This window comes from Streptomyces xingningensis, assembly GCF_054957865.1.
Window position 1 is genome coordinate 1 of the sequence record NZ_JBDJPF010000089.1, and the last position, 18,559, is coordinate 18,559.

An 18,559-nucleotide genomic window follows, 5' to 3' on the forward strand; every position below is an offset into this window, starting at 1 on the left:
CGGGTTTCTCCGGGCCGGGTTTCTCCGGGCCGGGTTTCTCCGGGCCGGGTTTCTCCGGGCCGGGCGCAGCGCCCGGCGCATAGCCGAGCACCCGGAAGCGCTGGGTGCCGACGAGCGCGCCGTCCACTCGCACCTCCATGCGGGTGGTGACGAAGTGGCCCGCCCCCAGCCTGGTCGTCTTGCGCGGGGAGACCGACTCGATCACGGTGTCAAAGGTGACCGTGTCGCCCGGGCGCAGCGGCCGCAGATACTCCTGCTCGCAGTCGGTCGCGATCACCGCCGTGTACCCCGCCTCGTGGAGCAGCGCGCGGAGCTCGTCATATGCGGCGGACCGGGCGGGCGGGTGCCCGGCGAGCCCGGCCATCGTCCAGACCTGGAGCATGGTGGGCGGCGCGACCGGATCCTCGCCGGTCCAGGCGGGGTTGTCGGCACCGATGGCCTCGCACCAGTGCCTGATCATGGGGGCGTTGACCGGGTCCTTGCCGGTGCCGGAGGCGGCTGGCCGGCCCGCATACTCCTCGAGCCGCCGGTCGAGGTCGCGCACGGCTGTCACCTCCAGTCCGGTCGGTGATTTCTGACTGTCAGTCAGATACCGGCGGGTGTCAAGGCCGGACGCACGACGCGACCGCGCGACGGCACCGGAGTGCCGCCGCGCGGTCGCATCAGACCCTGTCCATTGTCACCACGCCCTCGGCCGCCCGGGGGCGGCCGGCGATCCGACGTCAGTCGTGGTCGTGGTCGTGGTCCCGGTCTTCGTGAATGTTGGTGAAGATCACCTTCACATTCTCCTGGATGATCCGGGTGTGGCCGGCGCCGTTGACGCTCGCGGTGTTGCTCTGGTTGGTGGCACCGGTGCCGGTGGCCACCTGCTGGGTGGTCGTCGAGTTGCCGTGGTTGCTTCCCCCTACGCCGCTCCCCACGACGCCCGCGATGGCCGCGTTGGATCCTCGGTTCGCCCCCTGGCCGTGGTGGCCGTCGTCGGCCTGTGCCACACCGGAGAAGAGCAGGGCTGCCATCGGGAGAGCGGCTACGGCGGCGAGTACACGGGCGGCAGTGCGGGTGCTTGCCATGTCATTCCTCCAGGAACGGAACTACTCGTCTTTGCCGGGTGGTTGGCCGACCGCCCGGCGGTTGATCGACGTCGCGACACCAGGATTGCCCACCGAATCTCCACCGAACCCCCCGTCACTCCCCATTCCCTCGCAAGCATGACCGTCTCGGAATAAACCTCCGCCAGATCTCCAATCTTCCGCACAGGGCACCACTCACATCCTCAATTCCCATACGCCCCAAGCCAAGAATCGTTTCGGCAGAATGCTCAGCCGCAATCGATGGACTGCGGGGCCGACTCCCGGCGATTCCAAGGGATTTAAAGCGTCCCACCACCGCTGACGCCTGTCGGAAACGGGGGATCTCCAGCATTGGCCCCTGGTTTTCCCGAGCCCGGTCGTCTGCCGAACGCCTCTTTGGGTCACGAGAACGCGCTCGCACCGGCCCAGCCCGTCCCGGAGTCCGGGCCATGGGGTCCCCATGCACAGCGATCGCACAGGAAGGTGCCCGATGAGTCTCATAGTTCAGGCGCTGCCCATCGCCGCCCCCACCGTCGGCTGGGCCGCCCACGCCTTCGTCCTGGCCCGTAGGCTCCGTACCGCCCGTACGGATCCGCTCACCGGCCTGATGTGCCGCGACGAGTTCACGGCCCGCGCCCTACGGGCCATTCGCCGCCCGCACGCGGCCGTGCTGCTGCTCGACCTCAATGGCTTCAAGCAGATCAATGACACCCATGGCCATGAGGCCGGCGACCGGGTCCTGGCCGCCGTGGGCCGACGTCTGGCGGTGTGGTGCGAGAGCCATGGCGGCTTCGCGGCCCGGCTGGGCGGCGATGAGTTCACCGCCCTGGTCCGGCTCGCCCCCGATGCCGACCTCGACGCCGAGCTCACCTATGGGCTCTCCGCCCTGATCTCGGCGCCACTCGACACCGGAGGCGTCACGCTGGCCCCCCGGGCCTCCATCGGCCTCTGCCGTACCGACCACCGCCCCGGCGCGGGCCTCTCCGACCTGCTGCGCGGCGCCGACGAGGCCATGTACACCGCCAAGCGCCTCGGCCACCACTGGCGTCCCGCCGGTCCGGCCCCCGCCTACCGCACCGTCGCCGGGCGCCGCGCCGGGCGTCCGGGTACGCATCTGGCCCTGCTGCCCCCGGTGCGGCGCAGGGCATCGTGAGTGGCGCGACGGAAGTTGGGCGCGCCTGCGCCCAATGTGCTCCGTCCGCCGGGCGGTTGGTCCTCACCCGGCGGACGGAGGGTCTCTCGGTTCAGTCGAGCCGGGCGAGACTGAAGATCACGCTGGGAATGAGCGGACCGTCCGTGGGCCGGGTGGCGTCGAACGTGACGTCCTCGCCCTTTGCCCTGACCTGCAGGACATCGCCCGCCTTCAGCGGCGAGACGGACTGGGAGACAACCACATGCGTGCTGTGGTCGGCCGCCTGACAGAGGCGGACGCCGCTGTTCGGGACGTCCTTGCCGTTGACCGCGAACCAGGTGTCCACACATCCCCGGGTCGGGTTCCTGCCCTGCTGGACGCCTCCCCGGTCCGTGAACACCTGTGGCGCGACGACCATCAGATAGGTGCCGTCGCGCCGCACGGTGACCGAGTCCTTGGTGACATCGACGCCCCGGCGGCCGTCGACCTGCTCGAACCGCACCGTGTTCACGGTGCCGTCCTGTTTCTGGTCGACGGCGGAGGACAGTTGGGCGAAGTCGCTGCCATGCGCGAGCAGTTGAGGCGGGGCCGGGTCAGGGCGCGAGGCGTCGGCCGTCGCGGTGCCGACGGCCACGGCCACCGTGGTGGCGAGGACGGCCGTCGCGGAGAGTGCGACAAGAGTGCGGGGAGCGTACACAGGGAGCCTCCCGTGCGATACCCGATGGGCCGGGCGATGCCCGCCCATCTCAAGGAATGTCGGGTATAGCGTATTGGCGGAAGGATGCCTGATGCGACCGGGAACGTTAGTGCAGTTACTGCCCCTTTCGACCGGTTGACACCGACTCCGGTCACCGTCCGGACGCCGCCCCGGACACCCCGCTGACCTGCAAAAACGTCCCCTTCGGCAGCACTCGGGCCGCTACGCGGGCCAGAGGTGGGCCACAGGCTCGGGAACCACGCCGTCACGTCTGCTGAGCACTAGCCACAGCCCCGTTCCGCTCCTGCTCGTGCTGCTCGATCACAGCTCGGGCCCACGGAGCCATGACCAGCCGGGGTAGTACCGATACGGGGAACCAGTGGACCATCACGCCCTCGCAATGGCGTCCGCCGGGCTCTCCCGGTCGCAGTCACGGCCGCCCCCCCAGGAGGGACCAGGCTCCCGGATCACAGATGCCCGGGATGTTGTCCCGCAGGTGCAGCAGGTACTCACCCCTCCCGTTGGTGATCACTGCTGCCGTGCCCATCGGCTCCTGACTGATCACGCTCGCCTCCGCCCGGCTCGGGTCACTGCGAACCGCTAGCATCGCTGAACCATCCGGCGGAGGAGGGAGCGTTCACCCGTGCGTCACCCGCGCGTAGGCGTCGCCATCTTGACGATGGGCAACCGTCCCGAAGAACTGCGAGCCCTCCTCGACTCCGTGGCCAAGCAAGACGCCCCTCCAATCCGCGTCGTGGTCGTCGGTAACGGCTCTCCCCTGCCACCGCTGCCCGACGGCGTGACCACGGTGGAGCTGACCGAAAACCTGGGTATCTCCGGCGGCCGGAATGTCGCCCTGCGGGCCCTGCAAGAGTTCGGGGACGTCGATGTGGTGGTGGACCTGGACGACGACGGACTGTTGATCAGCCCCGGAGTTTTCGGCCGGATCCAGGAGCTGTACGAGCAGAACGATCGGCTGGGCATCGTCAGCTTCCGGATCGCTGACGAGACGGGGCACACTCAGCGGCGTCACGTTCCGCGCCTGCGGGCAGGAGACCCGATGCGCGCAGGGCTGGTGACCACGTTCCTCGGCGGTGGGCACGCGCTGTCGATGCCGATACTGGAACAAGTGGGCGGCTGGCCCGAGGAGTTCTTCTACGCGCACGAGGAAACGGACCTCGCCTGGCGGGCCCTCGACGCCAGTTGGAAGATCCTCTACGAACCCGGTCTCGTCCTCCAGCACCCGCGCACCCTGCCCACCCGCCACGCGGTCTATCACCGGATGGTCGCCCGTAACCGCGTCTGGCTGGCCAAACGGCATCTACCCGCCGTCCTGGTCCCTGTCTACCTCGGCGTGTGGACCCTGCTCACCCTCGTTCGGAGCCGGTCTCTCGGCGGACTGAAGGCATGGGCCGGCGGGTTTGTGGAAGGCGTCAGAACGCCGTGCGGGCGGCGCCGGCCGCTCCGATGGGCCACGGCGTGGCACATGACCAGGCTGGGCCGCCCGCCGATCGTCTAACCCGCGTTCACACCGCCCGGAGGCTGGACGCCCCGGATCAGGCGCGCTCGGGCCACTACGCCACTCGCGCCCTCATCGGTGAAAGGGGCGCCCCATTCCAGGGCACCCCTTCTCACCTGGCCGTACGGCCGGCACGCGGAGGCTGAGGGATTTGAACCCTCGGTGACATCGCTGCCACGACGGTTTTCAAGACCGTTCCCTTAGGCCGCTCGGGCAACTCTCCTTCGCCCCGCCCACCTGCTGCGGAGCGGGTACAGCCTACCGGCTGAGCTGTTCGAGCGGGGATCGCGGGCCACAGATGGGCCACGGGCTTCGGGACACGGTCCATATGGGCCGGGCGCCTGCGTCCGTCAGTCGCTCAGGGGCTGGTGTCGGTGCCTCCAGCGAAGCGCGGGCTTGTCCTCGATCCAGCGGGAGCCCGTCGGCGTCGTGATCTGCTGACCGCCGATCCAGTAGGCGTTCGCCTCCCGGGTGACCTGCATCCGCACCGAAGTGATGTCGGGTTCACCGGCATCCTTCCATGCGGTCAGTGCCTTCTCGATGGCGTCCCAAAGGGCGACCGGGCCCCCTTGCCGGACGGTCCACTGCTCCTTGTCCGTGGTGAGCGCGGCGAATGACTCTCGTCCGGTGTCGAAGAGATACACCGTCTCCCGGCTGTCGCTGATCACACGGATGAGCTGGGCCCCCGGCGCGGCGAGCTGGGCCAGGAAGGCAGGCATCCAGTCTTTGAGCAGGTCGGGAGAGAAGCCGGTCGTGCGCTCGGTGTCGGCGTAGGCGGCGCGTGCTGCCAGGTCTCCGGAGAGCAACCCGGGCGCCTCCGCACGGGCCGGCATGAACGAGGTTCGGCCGATGATCCGGCCCTCTGCGGTGCCGTCTTCCTGGACGGTCAGTTTGGCCAGGCCGGTGCCATAGGACCATGCGCTGGGGCCCACGGTGGCGAGGATGATCCCGCCGGGCTTGGTCTGCCTGACCCAGGCGTAGGGGATGCGGCGCACGGCGCACGTGGCGATGGTCCGGTCATACGGCGCGCGGCGGGGGTGTCCCAGGAGTCCGTCACCGGTGACCGTCCACGTGGAGTATCCAGCTGCTTCCAGGGCTGCGTCCGCGCGCTCGGATACCTGGGGGTCCACTTCCACGCTGGTGATGCTGTCCTCGCCCAGCCGGTGGCACATCAGGCCGGTGGAGTAGCCGGTCCCGGTGCCGATCTCCAGGACGTTCATGCCGTCGTCCACGTCCAGGGCTTCGAGCATCCCCACGACGGTGGAGGGCATGGTGGAGGACGAGGTGGGAAAGCCGGTGACCGGTCCACGCGCGGTGTCGGGGGTGGTGCGGCCGTCGAGCTGGGTCACCCAGGTTTCGTTCTGGTAGACGAGGGTCAGCAACTCGCCCTCGTCGGTGGTGCCGCTGACGGGGGTGTAGTGGGTGAGGCCATCCGGGCCGGTCTCGTGCTTGAAGAACGTGGGAAGGAACAGTTCCCGGGGGACGGCTTCGACCGCCTTCCGCCAGGCTGGGGTCTTAAGGACGCCGCCCTCTTCCAGGTGGTCCGCCAGAGCACGACGGAGGCGTGCAGGGTCGAGTGGGATCACGTTGCGGCTCCTTGCTCCAGGAGATCAGCGAAAGCGGCGGCGATCGGTAGCCCGGTTGCGTCTTCGAGCCAACCCCATTGACCGTTGGGGTTCAGCTCCAGCCAGTGGAGGTCACCGTCATGGGTGATGCACAGGTCAAAGCTGCCGGAGGCAAGGCCGAAGTGTTCCAGATGGGCGGTCAGGGCCTTTTCCACCCCGGTGGGGAGGGTCACGGGCTCGTAGCTCAGGGCGCTGTAATCGGCTCGCCAGTCCAACAGGTCAGAGTCGATCCGGATGGCGAACACCTTCGGGCCGACGACGACCACCCGTAGGTCCGCGACCTTGTTGACGCGGGCCTGGAACAGGTGCGGGACCATGGTCACGCTCTCGTCTACCTCGTCGGCGGTGACGGGTTCGGTCCACGTGGTCAGCCCTACGCCGTCGCTGCGTCGGTAGGGGGTCCAGCGCAGTGCCTTGTAGATCACCTGTTGGTGTTCGGTGATGAACGAGCGCACGGCGTCCAGGTCGTTGGAGACCAGGGTGGGCGGGACGGTGAGGCCGAGGCGTTCGGCTACGGCCAGTTGCAGGGGCTTGTGTTCGGCTGCGTAGTTGCTCAGGGGGTGGTTCACGTAGCGGCAGTTCGGCAGGGCGTACAGGGTGCCGCCGAGGCCGTGGCGGACCTGGGCGGTTGCGAATCGGGCGTCCGCGTCGTCCAGGTGCTCGAAGTAGGGCCAGGTGGGGCGGCGCCAGTACACGGACCGCACCCCCTCCAGGGTGGTGTTTCTGGAGGGGGTCCGGAGGTGGCCGGCGGGGGTAGTCGCCGGGCTGCTGGCGCCGAACCGGGCCGACAGTAAGAGGTGGTCACCGATGTCGGAGGGGTCGAACCGCACGACGGGGACACCGCGCTTGTTCAGTTCGGTGATCACCATGTCGGCGGTTACGTCGTCCACTTCGGTGACGACCGCGACCGGTCCAGCGTCGGTCATCAGTCCTGCTCGCTGTCCTGGTCGTGATCGGTGTCGTTGCGGCTGTCCTGGTTGGTGGACTGGGGCTGAGTCTCGGTGCCCTTGCTCGTACCGTGCTTGCCCATCTCCATGACGCCGCCGCGGGCGTCGCGGAAGACGGTGGTCTGGGTAGTGGGGTCGAGTTCGGCGGTGGCGTATCCGGGCTGGTAGGCGCTGGGGTACGGGCGCATCCGACTGATGCCCCAGGGGACGCGTGGTTGGGCTGTCGTGGTGGTCTGCATGGTTCTCCTTCTCGATTCCGTCTCTTATAGGTGGTGCACCGTCCCCGCTGGGATCCCCGAATGGGCATGGGAAGGGGTTCGATGCGGGTTTCCGGCACAACGGCGTCGGCCGGGAACGGCTTCATCCAGTGAACTGCCCAAGGGGGCTACTGCGTTCGCTGTTTGCTGGGACCTCCCTCCGTAGCTCGAACGATCTGAGGAAGAGTGATCTCCTTGCGGCGGCCGGGCGATACACAATCCGGCCGATCTCGCTCATGGGCACCCAACCGAGCCCTTCGGCACTCGGGTGGGGCCCTTGCACCTGCTTGACCCGCCCGGCCGCCAACGCGGCTGCAAACGACCGGGCGGGCGTTGGTGCCTGCCCCTCTTCCGGGGAGGGGTGTGGGGAGAACCAGGAAAGGTCATCCGGCAGAGAGGCAGGGGTCTAGAAGAGGCTGGCCATGCCACGGGAGGCGAGCCAAACCACCACGCAGGACGCACCCGCGGTCAGTCCGAGCAGCATCGCACCGGCGGCCGAGCCGTCCAGATTGGGCAAGCTGAGCGTTCGTGGCCGTCGATGCCGTCGCCGGGTCATCGGTCGCTCTCACGGATCACGATCGCTTCCGTCTCGGTGATCAAGCGGTATGTCCGGTGTCCGGACCGTCCGGCGTGCCGTAGGCAGGCAAGTTGCACGGGGTCCGGCTCGTCCTTGTCCCGGATCTTCCATGCACAGCCGCGGCAATTGGCGCCGTACTTGATCAGATCCGGGTGCACCGTCATCGTGTGGCGCACGCCGGGCCGGATGATGGCGCGGGTCACTGCGCCACCTCCGCCGTGTGGCGCTTGGCGCAGTGGTCCGTCAGGGCGGCGTCGAGCTTCTGCGCCCCGGCCTCGCCACCGCGCGCCCTGCACCTGTCCCGCGCCTTGATCAGGTCACGGCAGGTGTTGCAGTCCACGAGGTTGACGGAGCCCTGAGCGCCGGTGTGCGGCAGGGAGACGACCGGCGCTGCGTAGTAGGTCAGGGGCATGATGATGGGTCGGGGCATCAGCACGTGTACCCCCTCCGGTTGAGCATCGTTACGCGGGCGTCCAGGGCTTCACGGGGGTTGGCGCGGCGGAAGGTCTTGGTGGTCCAGGGGTCCCCGCCGTCCGGCGGGCGCAACGTCACCTCGCCTTCCGGCCCGTCCCAACTGATGGCCTCACCCACACGATTGCGCAAAGTGTCGGACGTATCGGCGACCCACTCACCCAGTCCGGGCGCCCACTCGGGCGGCCTGTCTACTCGGGCTACGAACTGGCTTGTCTGCGGCGCGTCGTCGCCGTGCTGCGTGTCCGCAAGCCACGCACCCCGGCTACAAGTCGCCTGTCTGTGTGGAGCGTTCATGACTCCACCTCCTCATCTCCCCCGACATCAGGGCCACATGGGCCGGTCGCGGGAGGTTCAGAATGCTCCTGCCATGCACGCCGTGCAAGCTTTCATGCGAGGCCTTTTCAGTCAGTTGACGTGCATTGCAGCGTGCCGACGATGATGCTTTCATTCGGGGCGCGGGAGTCTTTCACTTCGATCGGAGGGGGCTGGCGTGGCCGAACTGGATGGTCCAACCGGATCGACAGTGCCAAGGCGACAACTGGGGCGAATCTTGGGCGAGTTGCGCGAGCGTGCAGGACTCAAGGTGAACGCGGCAGCCAAGCTCTTGGAACGCTCGCCAACAACTATGTGGCGCGTGGAACAAGGGAAAGTCTCTTCACGCACGGTTGAAGTCAAGGCGATGTGTGACCTTTACGGCGCATCAGCCGAACTCACCCAAGCACTCATCGGCCTTGCGAAGGAGACAAAGGCAAAGGGATGGTGGCACGCCTACGGCGACGTGATCCCGGAGCGGTTTGATCTATACATCGGCCTTGAAGAAGCGGCCGAACGCATCGACTGGTACGAGCCGGAGCTAGTCCCGGGCCTACTCCAAACCAATGACTACGCTCGGGAGATCATCCGGGCAGGGCATCCGGACAAGGAACCGGAAGAGATTGAACGAAGGGTTCAGGTTCGGATCAAACGCAGGATCTTGCTCACCAGGGTCATCAACCCACCCACGTTGTCTGTGATCCTCGGTGAGGCCGCTCTACGGCATCCCATCGGCGGGCATACCGTCATGGCAAGACAGCTCGGCTACTTGGCAGAAGTAAGCCAACTGCCCAACGTCACGATCAAAATCGTGCCCAGTGATGCGGGACTGCACCAGGGCCTCATGTCGGGGCAATTCCAAATCTTGCGCTTCCCTCGCACCGGGAGTGGCAGGGAGACGGAGCCTCCGACCGTCTACGCAGATGGCTACACGGGAGATTTGTACTTGGACAGACCAAGCGAAGTGGAACGCTACGACGCAGCGTTTCATGACATCTCAAGTAAGGCGCTGGCTGAAGAGGCGTCAACGCGCCTGATTCTCGAAATGGCGGAGCATCATGAACAGGGCTGATCTGACCCGCGCATCGTGGCGGAAGTCCAGCCACAGCAATTCCAACTCTAGCTGTGTCGAAGTCTCAGACGACTTCCCCGGCATCGTTCCCATCCGTGACAGCAAGGACCAGCGCGGGCCCGCGCTGGTTTTCCCGGCCTCGTCCTGGTCCTCGTTTGTGGCGGACGTCAAGAATGGGGCACCCCCGACCCTGTAACCTCGTGTCGCCCCGGTACATCGGGGCCGGAGCCCCGACCTGCCGCAAGCGGGCCGGGGCTCTCTCACGTTCACCGGTGGTCGCTGCCGGCCGAGTTCCATGTGATCGCCTGCCGAGGCGTCGCTACTGCTGCGGTCGGTGACTGGGGCGGGTCTGTTCTCAGCGGTTCTGACCTCAGCCACAGAAAGTCAGCCACGGCGCGCCCGCACTGTGACGATCACCCGCCACGTGTGTCTCCAGCAACCGCCCACCGGCATCAGCCACGCTATCCATTCCGTCACGGCCGGTGCCCCCGTCGGCCGTTGCGCTGCTCGCTCGCCTGCTCCCACACCCTGGGGCTGTCTGCGCCCCGGAGATGGACGGTCCGAACCGGGCGGCTTCGGATGCGAGGGTGCATGCACCTGAAGTGGTGGCTGCGCGGTGGTCTTCGGCGGTGTCGGCCTGGAGGTGGTGCCGCCGCGCGGTACGAGGTGCTTCCTGGGCCTGGTCGTCGCGCTCGGTTGGGCATTGCGCGCTGAGTGGGCGGGGGCTGCCGCGAGCGGTGGCGGAGACATGGAGCGGGCGGCGGCCTCGGGCCGCCAGCGCGCGGCGGCCCGCGTGAGCGGGCCGCCCTTGATCCAGTAAAGAAACTCGTAACAGCCCTGCTGCTGCTCTTTCTTGGGCGCTTGCGCCGATTCTTCTCCGCGCTTCCATCCCGTTTTATGGAGCTTTGTGCACTTGCTTGCCCATGTCTGCTCTGATTTGGGCTAGTTCGTGCTCCGGGTCGGCAGACTTTATCCACAGGGTCTCTCCAGCAGGCTGCCGTTCATGACAGATGGGACTTGTCCGCAGGGTTCCGGTAGGGCTGCTTATGGGTCGGTTTTCCCTGGGGTCCGTGGAGAGTTGGGCCCTGATTCGTGCTGCTCGATGACGGGTCGGCTGCGGCCGGATGCGGCCCACAGAGTGATGTGCGCCACTGCTTTCACTGTCACACCAGAAGAGTTCTCGGGACCTATAGCAAGTGACGGGGGTGAGTTCGTCGCTGCGGGGGTGTCCGCTTTCGGTGATCTCCTGTCGTCCACGCCGGAGGGTCCGGGGTGCTGGACGGTAGGAGGGCGGAGCAGTGATCAGCGTCACGTCGATGGGCGTCACGCGGAAGCGCTCGGCGAGACCTCTATGGGTGATCCCCCGAGTAGGTCCTTGGTCCGGGGAGCGGCGGAGGGTAGCAGGGATTTCCCGGTTACCGAAACCGGCGTTTCTCCGGACAGTTGGGGGTGCCTGTTGAGCGCGCGAGAGGAGGTGGCGTGGACCGTGTGGGGTGGTGGGCGTCTACCAGAAAAGTCCGGCCTGCCCGAGTCGGCTGTTGTGCCGATGGTGGGTGCTGACCTCGGGGCCTGCGCCCCTGCTAACGGAGTGAAGGGAGCGGCCGTGGTGGCTGCCCGGGTGGTTCTGCGGCACTCACTGCGCGCCTATTTAGGCCCCGGGGAACGGCGGAACATAGCACGGAACCGGCGGTTGGCCAAAAGCACGTTTATCCGGACTCTAGATGCGTCCGGAGCGATGGGTCAGCCCTCCGTGGGCTTGGGCGAATGCAGCACGAAGGAACGGCACGCGATGATGAACGGGGCGGGAATGCACGCGCACGAAATCACCGAGATCACGGCTCGGCTGGCGGAACTCCAGGAAAAGATGGGCGAGTTGGAAGCGCTGGCGCTGCGGGCGGCCGAGCGGTTTGCGGCTACTTCGTCGGCATCTCGCCGAGCCCGGGAAGCTGCCTGAACACGGCAAGGAGGCTGTCCACCGTGGCGGTCAGGGTATCGATCCGCTGTGACAGCTCCTCGTATTCGGCCGTGGGCATGTGCCGTGGGGGTTCCTGCTCGCCCGTGCCGGCCTTCGGGGCGGACTCGGATGGCAGGGGGTCTGCGACGAAATTGCCCCGGCCGGGCGTGGAGTAGATCAGCCCCTCATCTCGCAGGACGCGCAGGGCGGAGCGCGCGGTCATGTTCGCGATCTCGTACTTGGCTTCGAGGTCGCGGGAGGACGGGACGCGCTCGCCCGGCTTGATACGCCCGGAGCGGATCTGCTTGCGGATCTCGTCGGCGACCAACCGGTAGGGCGGGATGTGGGAATCCTTCGGCAGTCTCATACGTCGAGGGTAGCCCGCCTAGCACACCCATCGCACTAGGGCGCCCGATCCGCATCATCCCTCGCATGAGCTAGCGCGCGCTTCATCCGTGGTGCGCTAGGTGGTTGACGGAGGTGGCGGTCGTAGTGCACTGTTGTGCCCACGCCGCACCGAGCGGCACCGATCCGAAAAGGAGTTCCCTCATGGCGCGTATCCGCGTTGGTCTGCTGCCCTCGACCCGGTTCATGGTCGGCATGCTGCCGGTGGCCAAGTTCACCGACCAGGAGAAGACGACCCTGGCCACCGACCGTGAGAGCGGCCAGCCGCTCTACACCGTGACGCTGTTCCTGATGGAGGAGGAGCGGGCGGAGGCCATGAAGATCACCGCCCCGAAGAACGGTCTGCCCAACGGCCTCAACGTCGGTCAGCTGGTCCGACCGGTGGACCTGTTCGCCACTCCGTGGGCGCGGGTCTTCAACGGTCAGCTTCAGGACGGCATCGCCTACCGCGCCGCTGCCCTCGAACTGCTCGCCCCCGCTGTGCCGGTGGCCGACGAGCCCGGGGACCTGGCGGCGTGAGCGGCGAGGAACCCCGCTTCTGCCTCGCCCCCTCGCTCTGCCAGCACTGCCGGGCCTACCCCCTGGCTCACCGGGGACCGGATGACCGGTTCTCGGAGAGCTTGATCAAGTCCGTGACCGGCGTCCTCGTCGGCCACGGCTACCCGCCCATAGAGAACGTCTACGACTGGGCGGCCCTGGAATCCGCCCTCGTGGGCTTCCTGTACCGATCCCCGAAGGACACCGTTGACCCCGAATGAAGTGATGGGCTATGCCCCGGCTGCGGCCGGGGCCGCCCTGGCCCTGATAGCCATCTGGGCCGTGATCTGGATCGTCCGTTACGTGCGGGCCGACGCCGAGACCCGCATCAGCATCCGGCAGGCGGGCCGTATCCGGCGGGGCTGGAAGCGGCTCGCGCCGATGTGCGGACTGTCCGCCACCGACAAGAAGCCCACCCTGCTCGCCGAGGTGACCAACACCGACGGCAAGCCGATCAAACCCCGGGTGCTGACCCCGGTGCTCAAGGTGAAGCCGGACGCTTACGGCGTCGTCGCGCGGGCGAACTGCCTGCCGAAGGTCGGTCTGGAGGAGTTCCAGAAGGCTGCCCCGTATCTGGCCGATGCCTGGGGCTGCACGCGGGTTTCCGTCTCCCAGGACAAGCCCGGCAAGGTCATCATCCGTGGCGTTCGGGTTGACCCGCTGCTGACCCCGACCACGCACACCCCCACGGGTGAGCCCCCCAAGGAGCTGACCCGGTGGCACCTGGGCGTGGACGAGTACGGCCAGCCGGTGAGCGTGGACCTGCGCGAGGTGCCCGGCGTGACCGTGGCCGGCCTTCCCGGCTTCGGGAAAACCTCCCTGATCAACCGGTTCATCTGCGACGCCGCGCCCTCGCCTCTCGTGCAGTTCGCGGTAGCCGACGGCAAGGTGTCCGGACCGGGCGAGGGCGATTACGCCGACTTGATGGGCCGCTTGTTCGCCTTTGTCGGTGACGACCTGGAAGAGGCGAACAAGCTGTTCCACCGCATGGTGGAACTGCGACGGTCCCGCAAGCGGTACATCAAATCCCTGTTGTCCCGTAAGGACCTCTGGCACGCGGGCCTGACGGTCAACTGGCCGTGGGTGGTGCTCGTCATCGACGAAGCCCACACCTACTTCCGCGATCACAAGGGCTCCGACCCCAAGACGAAGAAGCTCGCGGCCCTGGCAGCGGAGAACGCCCGCCTGGTGGAAGAGCTGGAGAAGAAGGGCCGGGACGTGGGCATCCTGGCCATCCTCGCCACGCAGAAGAGCACCGGTGATGCCATCCCGACGTTCATCCGGGACGTGTGCCCGGTGGGGCTGTCGTTCGCTCAGAAGACCTCGGAAGCGGCCGTGGCCGCCCTCGGTGAGGACATCCGCGACTGGCCCGACGCCAACCCCGTGCAGTTGCAGGACCCCGCTTACGTCGGCGTCGCCGCGATGAAGATCAGCGGCCGGAAGGGCTTTATCCGCCTGCGTACCCCGTACGTGGACGAGGCCGACGCCGCGCGCATCGCCGCCGCAACTGCCCACCTGACGGCCGATCCCGCTGACCTGCTCGCCGCTCAGCTGCCCGGCGTCGTCCTCGACAAGAGCGACCCCGACGAGGGCACTCAACCCCTCGCCGCGTAACGCAACAACCTTCGGATTCACACCACTTGGAGAACCGATGATCTGCCATGACTGCGGCAGTACCGACATCACCGAGTACAGCTATGACGGCGGCAAGACCGTCACCGGCTACGAATGCCGCGACTGCGGCACCAACTGGCGGGCCCAGAGGCACTGAACACGCGGTGCATCCTCTGCGCGCCGGGCCACCAATCCCGTCATCTCGCATCACATGGAACGGAAAGGAGGTGAACTCTCTATGTCTGAGGACCGGATTACTCAGCGGACCGTGACCGTGGTCATGGGCGTGATTGCCGCCCTGGCGTTCGTCTTCTCCTTCGGCAACGTCTGGGCCCTCGCGCTCCGCCTCGGCGTCCCCGCCCCCATCGCGCCGTTGATCGCCCCGATGGTTGACCTGTCAGTGGTCGGGCTCCTGGTCGCCCTGCGCTACCTCTCCCTGCGCGGCGTCCCCGCCGCACAGATGAAGTCGGCAACCCGCCTGATGCACGTCTCCGGCCTGCTGACCCTGGCCCTCAACGTCGCCGAACCCATCGCCGCCGGACACTACGGCCGCGCCGCCGTGGACGCCGTGGCGCCCCTGCTCCTCCTCGGCTGGGGAGCGGTCGGCCCCCAGCTCCTCCGCGCCTTCCACGCCGTCACCGACACGGCACCCGCGCCCGTCACTGCTCCGGCCGATGCCCCGGCCCCGGTTCCCGCCGAAGAGCCCGAACCGTCCTCGGCTGACGACGCCGAGTCGGCCCCGGCGGCTGTGCCCGCTTCCGAGACCGAACCAGAACCTGCGCCCGTACCGGCGCCTGCCCCGGTCATCGACCTGGCCCCGGCCCCTGTGCCGGCGCCTGCTCGCCCGGCCGCACCGCAATCCGCGGTGCCCCTTGCTCCGGCGGTGAAGGTGCCTGAGCCGCTGCTCAACGAAGCACGCTCGATCGCCGACGCCCACCATGCCGAACACGGCGAACTCATCACGGCCATCCAGCTCAAGCGGCGACTCGGCGTCGGCCTCCCCATGGCCACCGCCCTCCACACGGCCCTGACGGCCTGACCCCTCCGCCGGACTCCCGGCACTTTCCCCACCTCCGCCCTACCTGGGCTCGGTCCGCCATGCCCCGGGCAGCACCCCACCCCCTTCGCGGTGCTGCCCGGGGCCCCACCCGCCCCAGCAGAAAGGAAACTCCTCCATGCCGCGCCCGCTCGACCTGCGCCACGTGAAGAGCCTCGCCCTGCGCGACCTGGTGGAACTGGCCAACCTCGACGACTTCGACCGCGTGGTCGAGCAGATCCGCAACGTGCGCGGCTGCTCCCGCCCGGTCAACCTCACCGGCTCCACCGCCACCCTCGACGCCGCCACGAACACCGTGCTGCGCTCGTACTCCACCGCCGACGAACCCACCGGGCGCCTGCTGACCACCTGCGGCCAGCGCCGCTCCTCCCGCTGCCCGTCCTGCTCCCGCGTCTACGCCGCCGACACCTACCACCTGATCAAGGCCGGACTCTCCGGCGGCAAGAACGTCTCCGAATCCGTCCGCAGGCACCCCCGCGTTTTCGCCACCCTCACCGCCCCCTCCTTCGGCCCCGTCCACAACCGCCCCACCACCCCAGCGGGCAAGGTCCTCAAATGCCGCTGCGGCACCCAACACGGTGACGACGATGCGGTGTTGGGGACGCCGCTGGACCCGAAGACCTACGACTACACCGGCGCCGTGCTCTGGAACGCGCACGCCGGAGCCCTCTGGCAGCGCTTCACCATCTACCTCCGCCGCGCACTCGCCGCCCACCTCGGCATGACGCAAAAGGGCCTGAAAGCCGCCCTGCGCGTCTCCTTCGCCAAGGTCGCCGAGTACCAAAAGCGCGGCCTGGTCCACTTCCACGCCGTCATCCGCTTCGACGGCCCCGAAGGCCACGTCACCAAGCCTCCGGCCTGGGCCACCACCGACGCGCTCACCCACGCCGTGCACGAAGCGGCCCAGCGTGCTCGGCTCACCGTGGCCTCCAAAGCGACCGGCGAGCGCGAACTCACCTGGGGCGACCGCATCGACGTCCGCGAAATCACCGCACTCGGGGACGGCGAACTCACCGACCAGAAAGTTGCTGCCTACGTCGCCAAATACGCGACCAAGAGCGCGGAGGGCACCGGCACCGTAGACCGCTCCTTGGTCTGCCGCCCCTGCGGCGGACGCGGCTACATCAGTGGACCGGACGGCTTCCACGACCTGTGCGCAGACTGCGACGGCACAGGGCAAGCGGAACCCATCGCGGATCTCACGGTGCAGCAGCACGTACGCCAGATGATCCGCACCGCCTGGGCCCTCGGCCACCTGCCGGAGTTCGCTGACCTCAAGCTCTGGAAGTGGGCTCACATGCTCGGCTTCCGAGGCCACTTCTCCACCAAATCCCGCCGCTACTCCACCACCCTCACCGCCCTCCGCGACGTCCGCCGCGCCTGGCGCATCGAACAGGCCCATGTCCACGCCGACTTGGCGGCTCCGGACCCGAACACGACCCTCATCGTCTCCCACTGGGCCTATCTCGCCTCCGGCTACCGCCCCGGCGAAGAACTCATTGCCGCCCAAGTGCGCCACGACATCACCGAAGCACGCATGCAAGCCGACCGCATCAAGACCGAAGGGGAGCCCTGGCAGTGAGCCGCGCCCGACTCAACACCCTCACCCTGCCCGAGGTGCTGGCCGAGATACGCATGTCCCGCGCCGCCTTCTACCGCATGCGGGCACGCGGCAAGGCGCCCAAGTGCCTCAAGCTCCCCAACGGCCAGATCCGCATCCGCCGCGCCGACCTCGACGCCTGGTTCGACAACTGCGAGGTGGCCCCGTGCTGAGCTACGACGTTGACGTCTGGAGCATCCGGAAGCGACCCGACCGGGCCAAGCCGTATCAGGTGCGCTGGCGCGTCGGGCCCAACACCTTCGGCAAGAGCTTCAAGCTCAGCGCCCAAGCCGACGGCCGTCGCTCCGAACTGCTCGCAGCCCTGCGGGGCCGGGAACCGTTCGACACGGAAACCGGACTGCCCGAGTCGGAACTGCAAGCACTCAATGCCTCTCCGACACCCACGTGGTTCGACCATGCCCAGGAGTACGCGGCGATGAAGTGGCCGAACGCCTCGGCCAAGCACCGCGCGAGCATCGCCGACGCCCTGGCCACGGTGACGCCCCGCTTGGTGAAGGACAACCACGGCGCCCCCTCGCGGACCGTCCTCCGAAACGCCCTCTACTCGTGGTCGTTCCGCCTTGTGCTGGCCGATGACGGCACACTTCGCCGCCGCTACGAGGTGGAGGAACCACCCGCCAACATCGCCGCCGCGCTCGCCTGGCTCCGCCGCAAGTCGGTGGACATCACCGACCTGAACACCGCCTCCGTGGTGCGGATCGCACTCGACGCGCTGAAGGTGCGGCAGGACGGCAAGGCCGCTGCTGAGAACACCGTGAAGCGGAAACACACCGTCCTCAGCAACTGTCTGCGGTACGCCGTAGAACGCGAGTTGCTGACGGTGATGCCCCTGAACAAGGTGGACTGGACGCCCCCCGAGACCGACGACGAGATCGACTTCCGGTTCGTGCCCGGCCCAAAGCTGGCGAACGACCTCATCACTGCCGCGGGGACCCAGGGAGCGCGTGGCCGACACCTGAAGGCGTTCTTCGGCTGCCTCTACTACGCGGCCAACCGCCCAGGCGAAGCGAGCAACCTCCGAGAGTCGGACTTCAAGCTTCCCGAGGAAGGGTGGGGGAAGTGCTGCTGTCCACCAGCACGCCCCGCGTCGGCTCCGGATGGACGGATACCGGCGAGTCCTTCGACACGCGGGGCCTCAAAAAGCGTGCGAGGAAGACCACGAGGCCGGTACCGATCCCACCCGTCTTGGTACGCATGGTGCGCGAGCACATCGCGGAGTTCGGCACGGCGGAGGACGGCCGTCTGTTCCGTGCCGTCCAGGGCGGTCACCTTCTGTCGAAGGAGTACGGCGAGGTCTGGAAGGCCGCTCGCGAAGCGGTGCTGACGGAAGCCGAAGCAGCCTCGCCTCTGGCCGAAGTGCCGTACTGCCTGCGCCATGCTGGCGTCTCCCTCTGGTTGCAGTCCGGTGTCTCCCCGGCCGAGGTCGCCCGACGCGCTGGCCACAGCGTCGCCGTCCTCTTCCGCTTCTACGCCAAGGTCCTCCACGGCCTCCAGCACGAGGCCAACGAGAAGATCGAACGAGCCCTGACGAAGGCCGCCGAAGCACCGGCCGAATAGCTTTCGCGTCCCAAGAGGAGTGGGGGGCGCCGCGCCAGACTAATTGGGGGCGGCCCGCCGCATCGCGGGGGCCCCCCGGGGGGGGGCCGCGGGGGTGGCCCGCCGACGGGGGCCGGACCTTGCGCCCGGCCG

Annotated in this window: 21 protein-coding genes and 1 tRNA gene; 12 read left to right on the forward strand and 10 right to left on the reverse strand. The window is 67.9% G+C overall.

From position 1 onward, the window contains the following. Together ABCR83_RS30075 and ABCR83_RS30080 are read right to left on the reverse strand one after the other, a co-directional pair. Positions 1–544: FAS1-like dehydratase domain-containing protein (locus ABCR83_RS30075; protein ID WP_462698399.1), on the reverse strand; the 544-nt coding region annotated here is incomplete at its 3' end. Positions 545–722: 178 nt separating this feature from the next. Then, positions 723–1,070: a hypothetical protein gene (locus ABCR83_RS30080; protein WP_462698400.1), complete on the reverse strand. Its 348-nt coding sequence runs from the start codon at positions 1,068–1,070 to the stop codon at positions 723–725. Between the two features lie 490 nt (positions 1,071–1,560). Between ABCR83_RS30080 and ABCR83_RS30085 the strand changes: the two genes are divergently transcribed. Then, on the forward strand, positions 1,561–2,223 hold the full coding sequence (locus ABCR83_RS30085) for a GGDEF domain-containing protein (RefSeq protein ID WP_462698401.1): 663 nt from the start codon (positions 1,561–1,563) through the stop codon (positions 2,221–2,223). A 91-nt stretch (positions 2,224–2,314) separates the two neighbouring features. Here ABCR83_RS30085 and ABCR83_RS30090 read toward each other — a convergent pair whose 3' ends face one another. Beyond that, positions 2,315–2,899, reverse strand: a complete 585-nt coding sequence (locus tag ABCR83_RS30090; protein WP_462698402.1) for a hypothetical protein — start codon at positions 2,897–2,899, stop codon at positions 2,315–2,317. A 643-nt stretch (positions 2,900–3,542) separates the two neighbouring features. On the opposite strand from ABCR83_RS30090, the gene ABCR83_RS30095 reads away from it, so the two are divergent. Then, complete coding sequence (locus tag ABCR83_RS30095) at positions 3,543–4,418, forward strand: glycosyltransferase family 2 protein (RefSeq protein WP_462698403.1); 876 nt, start codon at positions 3,543–3,545, stop codon at positions 4,416–4,418. A 136-nt stretch (positions 4,419–4,554) separates the two neighbouring features. Here ABCR83_RS30095 and ABCR83_RS30100 read toward each other — a convergent pair. The 6 genes from ABCR83_RS30100 to ABCR83_RS30125 form a co-directional block, all read right to left on the reverse strand. Then, positions 4,555–4,641, reverse strand: a tRNA-Ser gene (locus tag ABCR83_RS30100). A 127-nt stretch (positions 4,642–4,768) separates the two neighbouring features. Then, a complete protein-coding gene (gene tgmC, locus ABCR83_RS30105) occupies positions 4,769–6,004 on the reverse strand; it encodes an ATP-grasp peptide maturase system methyltransferase (RefSeq protein ID WP_462698404.1) in 1,236 nt (411 codons plus the stop codon). Further along, the gene (tgmB, locus tag ABCR83_RS30110) at positions 6,001–6,969 is read right to left on the reverse strand and encodes an ATP-grasp ribosomal peptide maturase (RefSeq protein WP_462698405.1); all 969 of its coding nucleotides are present in this window, start codon (positions 6,967–6,969) and stop codon (positions 6,001–6,003) included. The genes tgmC and tgmB overlap by 4 nt, the downstream gene beginning before the upstream one ends. Then, positions 6,969–7,229, reverse strand: coding sequence for a putative ATP-grasp-modified RiPP (gene tgmA / locus ABCR83_RS30115; RefSeq protein WP_462698406.1), 261 nt, complete (start codon positions 7,227–7,229; stop codon positions 6,969–6,971). The genes tgmB and tgmA overlap by 1 nt, the downstream gene beginning before the upstream one ends. Positions 7,230–7,799: 570 nt before the next feature. Beyond that, positions 7,800–8,027: a DUF7848 domain-containing protein gene (locus ABCR83_RS30120; RefSeq protein WP_462698407.1), complete on the reverse strand. Its 228-nt coding sequence runs from the start codon at positions 8,025–8,027 to the stop codon at positions 7,800–7,802. Then, on the reverse strand, positions 8,024–8,254 hold the full coding sequence (locus tag ABCR83_RS30125; protein ID WP_462698408.1) for a hypothetical protein: 231 nt from the start codon (positions 8,252–8,254) through the stop codon (positions 8,024–8,026). The genes ABCR83_RS30120 and ABCR83_RS30125 overlap by 4 nt, the downstream gene beginning before the upstream one ends. A 534-nt stretch (positions 8,255–8,788) precedes the next feature. Between ABCR83_RS30125 and ABCR83_RS30130 the strand changes: the two genes are divergently transcribed. Together ABCR83_RS30130 and ABCR83_RS30135 are read left to right on the forward strand one after the other, a co-directional pair. Further along, complete coding sequence (locus tag ABCR83_RS30130; RefSeq protein WP_462698409.1) at positions 8,789–9,682, forward strand: helix-turn-helix domain-containing protein; 894 nt, start codon at positions 8,789–8,791, stop codon at positions 9,680–9,682. Further along, positions 9,669–9,878, forward strand: coding sequence for a DUF397 domain-containing protein (locus ABCR83_RS30135; RefSeq protein WP_462698410.1), 210 nt, complete (start codon positions 9,669–9,671; stop codon positions 9,876–9,878). Before ABCR83_RS30130 ends, ABCR83_RS30135 begins: the two co-directional genes overlap by 14 nt. A 1,717-nt stretch (positions 9,879–11,595) precedes the next feature. On the opposite strand, the gene ABCR83_RS30140 is transcribed toward ABCR83_RS30135, so the two are convergent. Beyond that, positions 11,596–12,003, reverse strand: a complete 408-nt coding sequence (locus tag ABCR83_RS30140) for a GntR family transcriptional regulator (protein ID WP_462698411.1) — start codon at positions 12,001–12,003, stop codon at positions 11,596–11,598. 182 nt (positions 12,004–12,185) lie between these two features. On the opposite strand from ABCR83_RS30140, the gene ABCR83_RS30145 reads away from it, so the two are divergent. The 8 genes from ABCR83_RS30145 to ABCR83_RS30180 all read left to right on the forward strand — a co-directional run bounded on the left by ABCR83_RS30145 (position 12,186) and on the right by ABCR83_RS30180 (position 18,427). Continuing rightward, the gene (locus ABCR83_RS30145) at positions 12,186–12,560 is read left to right on the forward strand and encodes an SCO3933 family regulatory protein (RefSeq protein ID WP_462698412.1); all 375 of its coding nucleotides are present in this window, start codon (positions 12,186–12,188) and stop codon (positions 12,558–12,560) included. Beyond that, positions 12,557–12,799, forward strand: coding sequence for a hypothetical protein (locus ABCR83_RS30150; protein ID WP_462698413.1), 243 nt, complete (start codon positions 12,557–12,559; stop codon positions 12,797–12,799). The genes ABCR83_RS30145 and ABCR83_RS30150 overlap by 4 nt, the downstream gene beginning before the upstream one ends. A 4-nt stretch (positions 12,800–12,803) precedes the next feature. Further along, entirely contained in the window at positions 12,804–14,192 is a 1,389-nt protein-coding gene (locus tag ABCR83_RS30155; RefSeq protein WP_462698419.1) for an FtsK/SpoIIIE domain-containing protein, read from the forward strand. Positions 14,193–14,430: 238 nt separating this feature from the next. Next, a complete protein-coding gene (locus ABCR83_RS30160; RefSeq protein ID WP_462698414.1) occupies positions 14,431–15,231 on the forward strand; it encodes a DUF2637 domain-containing protein in 801 nt (266 codons plus the stop codon). A gap of 136 nt (positions 15,232–15,367) precedes the next feature. Then, positions 15,368–16,831, forward strand: coding sequence for a replication initiator (locus ABCR83_RS30165; RefSeq protein ID WP_462698415.1), 1,464 nt, complete (start codon positions 15,368–15,370; stop codon positions 16,829–16,831). Further along, on the forward strand, positions 16,828–17,022 hold the full coding sequence (locus tag ABCR83_RS30170; protein WP_462698416.1) for a helix-turn-helix transcriptional regulator: 195 nt from the start codon (positions 16,828–16,830) through the stop codon (positions 17,020–17,022). The genes ABCR83_RS30165 and ABCR83_RS30170 overlap by 4 nt, the downstream gene beginning before the upstream one ends. After that, positions 17,016–18,194 (forward strand): site-specific integrase, encoded by a 1,179-nt coding sequence (locus ABCR83_RS30175; RefSeq protein WP_462698417.1) that lies wholly within the window; start codon positions 17,016–17,018, stop codon positions 18,192–18,194. Before ABCR83_RS30170 ends, ABCR83_RS30175 begins: the two co-directional genes overlap by 7 nt. Further along, positions 18,188–18,427 carry a hypothetical protein gene (locus ABCR83_RS30180; RefSeq protein ID WP_462698418.1) on the forward strand — a complete coding sequence of 80 codons (240 nt, stop codon included), beginning with the start codon at positions 18,188–18,190 and terminating at the stop codon, positions 18,425–18,427. The genes ABCR83_RS30175 and ABCR83_RS30180 overlap by 7 nt, the downstream gene beginning before the upstream one ends. Positions 18,428–18,559: the final 132 nt, after the last annotated feature.

What these genes read in the sequence shown, in the direction of transcription:
- ABCR83_RS30080 (WP_462698400.1), bottom strand. Translation starts at nt 1,070, where the DNA reads ATGGCAAGCACCCGCACTGCCGCCCGTGTACTCGCCGCCGTAGCCGCT.
- ABCR83_RS30085 (WP_462698401.1), top strand. Translation starts at nt 1,561, where the DNA reads ATGAGTCTCATAGTTCAGGCGCTGCCCATCGCCGCCCCCACCGTCGGC.
- tgmB (WP_462698405.1), bottom strand. Translation starts at nt 6,969, where the DNA reads ATGACCGACGCTGGACCGGTCGCGGTCGTCACCGAAGTGGACGACGTA.
- tgmA (WP_462698406.1), bottom strand. Translation starts at nt 7,229, where the DNA reads ATGCAGACCACCACGACAGCCCAACCACGCGTCCCCTGGGGCATCAGT.
- ABCR83_RS30125 (WP_462698408.1), bottom strand. Translation starts at nt 8,254, where the DNA reads ATGCCCCGACCCATCATCATGCCCCTGACCTACTACGCAGCGCCGGTC.
- ABCR83_RS30135 (WP_462698410.1), top strand. Translation starts at nt 9,669, where the DNA reads ATGAACAGGGCTGATCTGACCCGCGCATCGTGGCGGAAGTCCAGCCAC.
- ABCR83_RS30140 (WP_462698411.1), bottom strand. Translation starts at nt 12,003, where the DNA reads ATGAGACTGCCGAAGGATTCCCACATCCCGCCCTACCGGTTGGTCGCC.
- ABCR83_RS30145 (WP_462698412.1), top strand. Translation starts at nt 12,186, where the DNA reads ATGGCGCGTATCCGCGTTGGTCTGCTGCCCTCGACCCGGTTCATGGTC.
- ABCR83_RS30155 (WP_462698419.1), top strand. Translation starts at nt 12,804, where the DNA reads ATGGGCTATGCCCCGGCTGCGGCCGGGGCCGCCCTGGCCCTGATAGCC.
- ABCR83_RS30160 (WP_462698414.1), top strand. Translation starts at nt 14,431, where the DNA reads ATGTCTGAGGACCGGATTACTCAGCGGACCGTGACCGTGGTCATGGGC.
- ABCR83_RS30165 (WP_462698415.1), top strand. Translation starts at nt 15,368, where the DNA reads ATGCCGCGCCCGCTCGACCTGCGCCACGTGAAGAGCCTCGCCCTGCGC.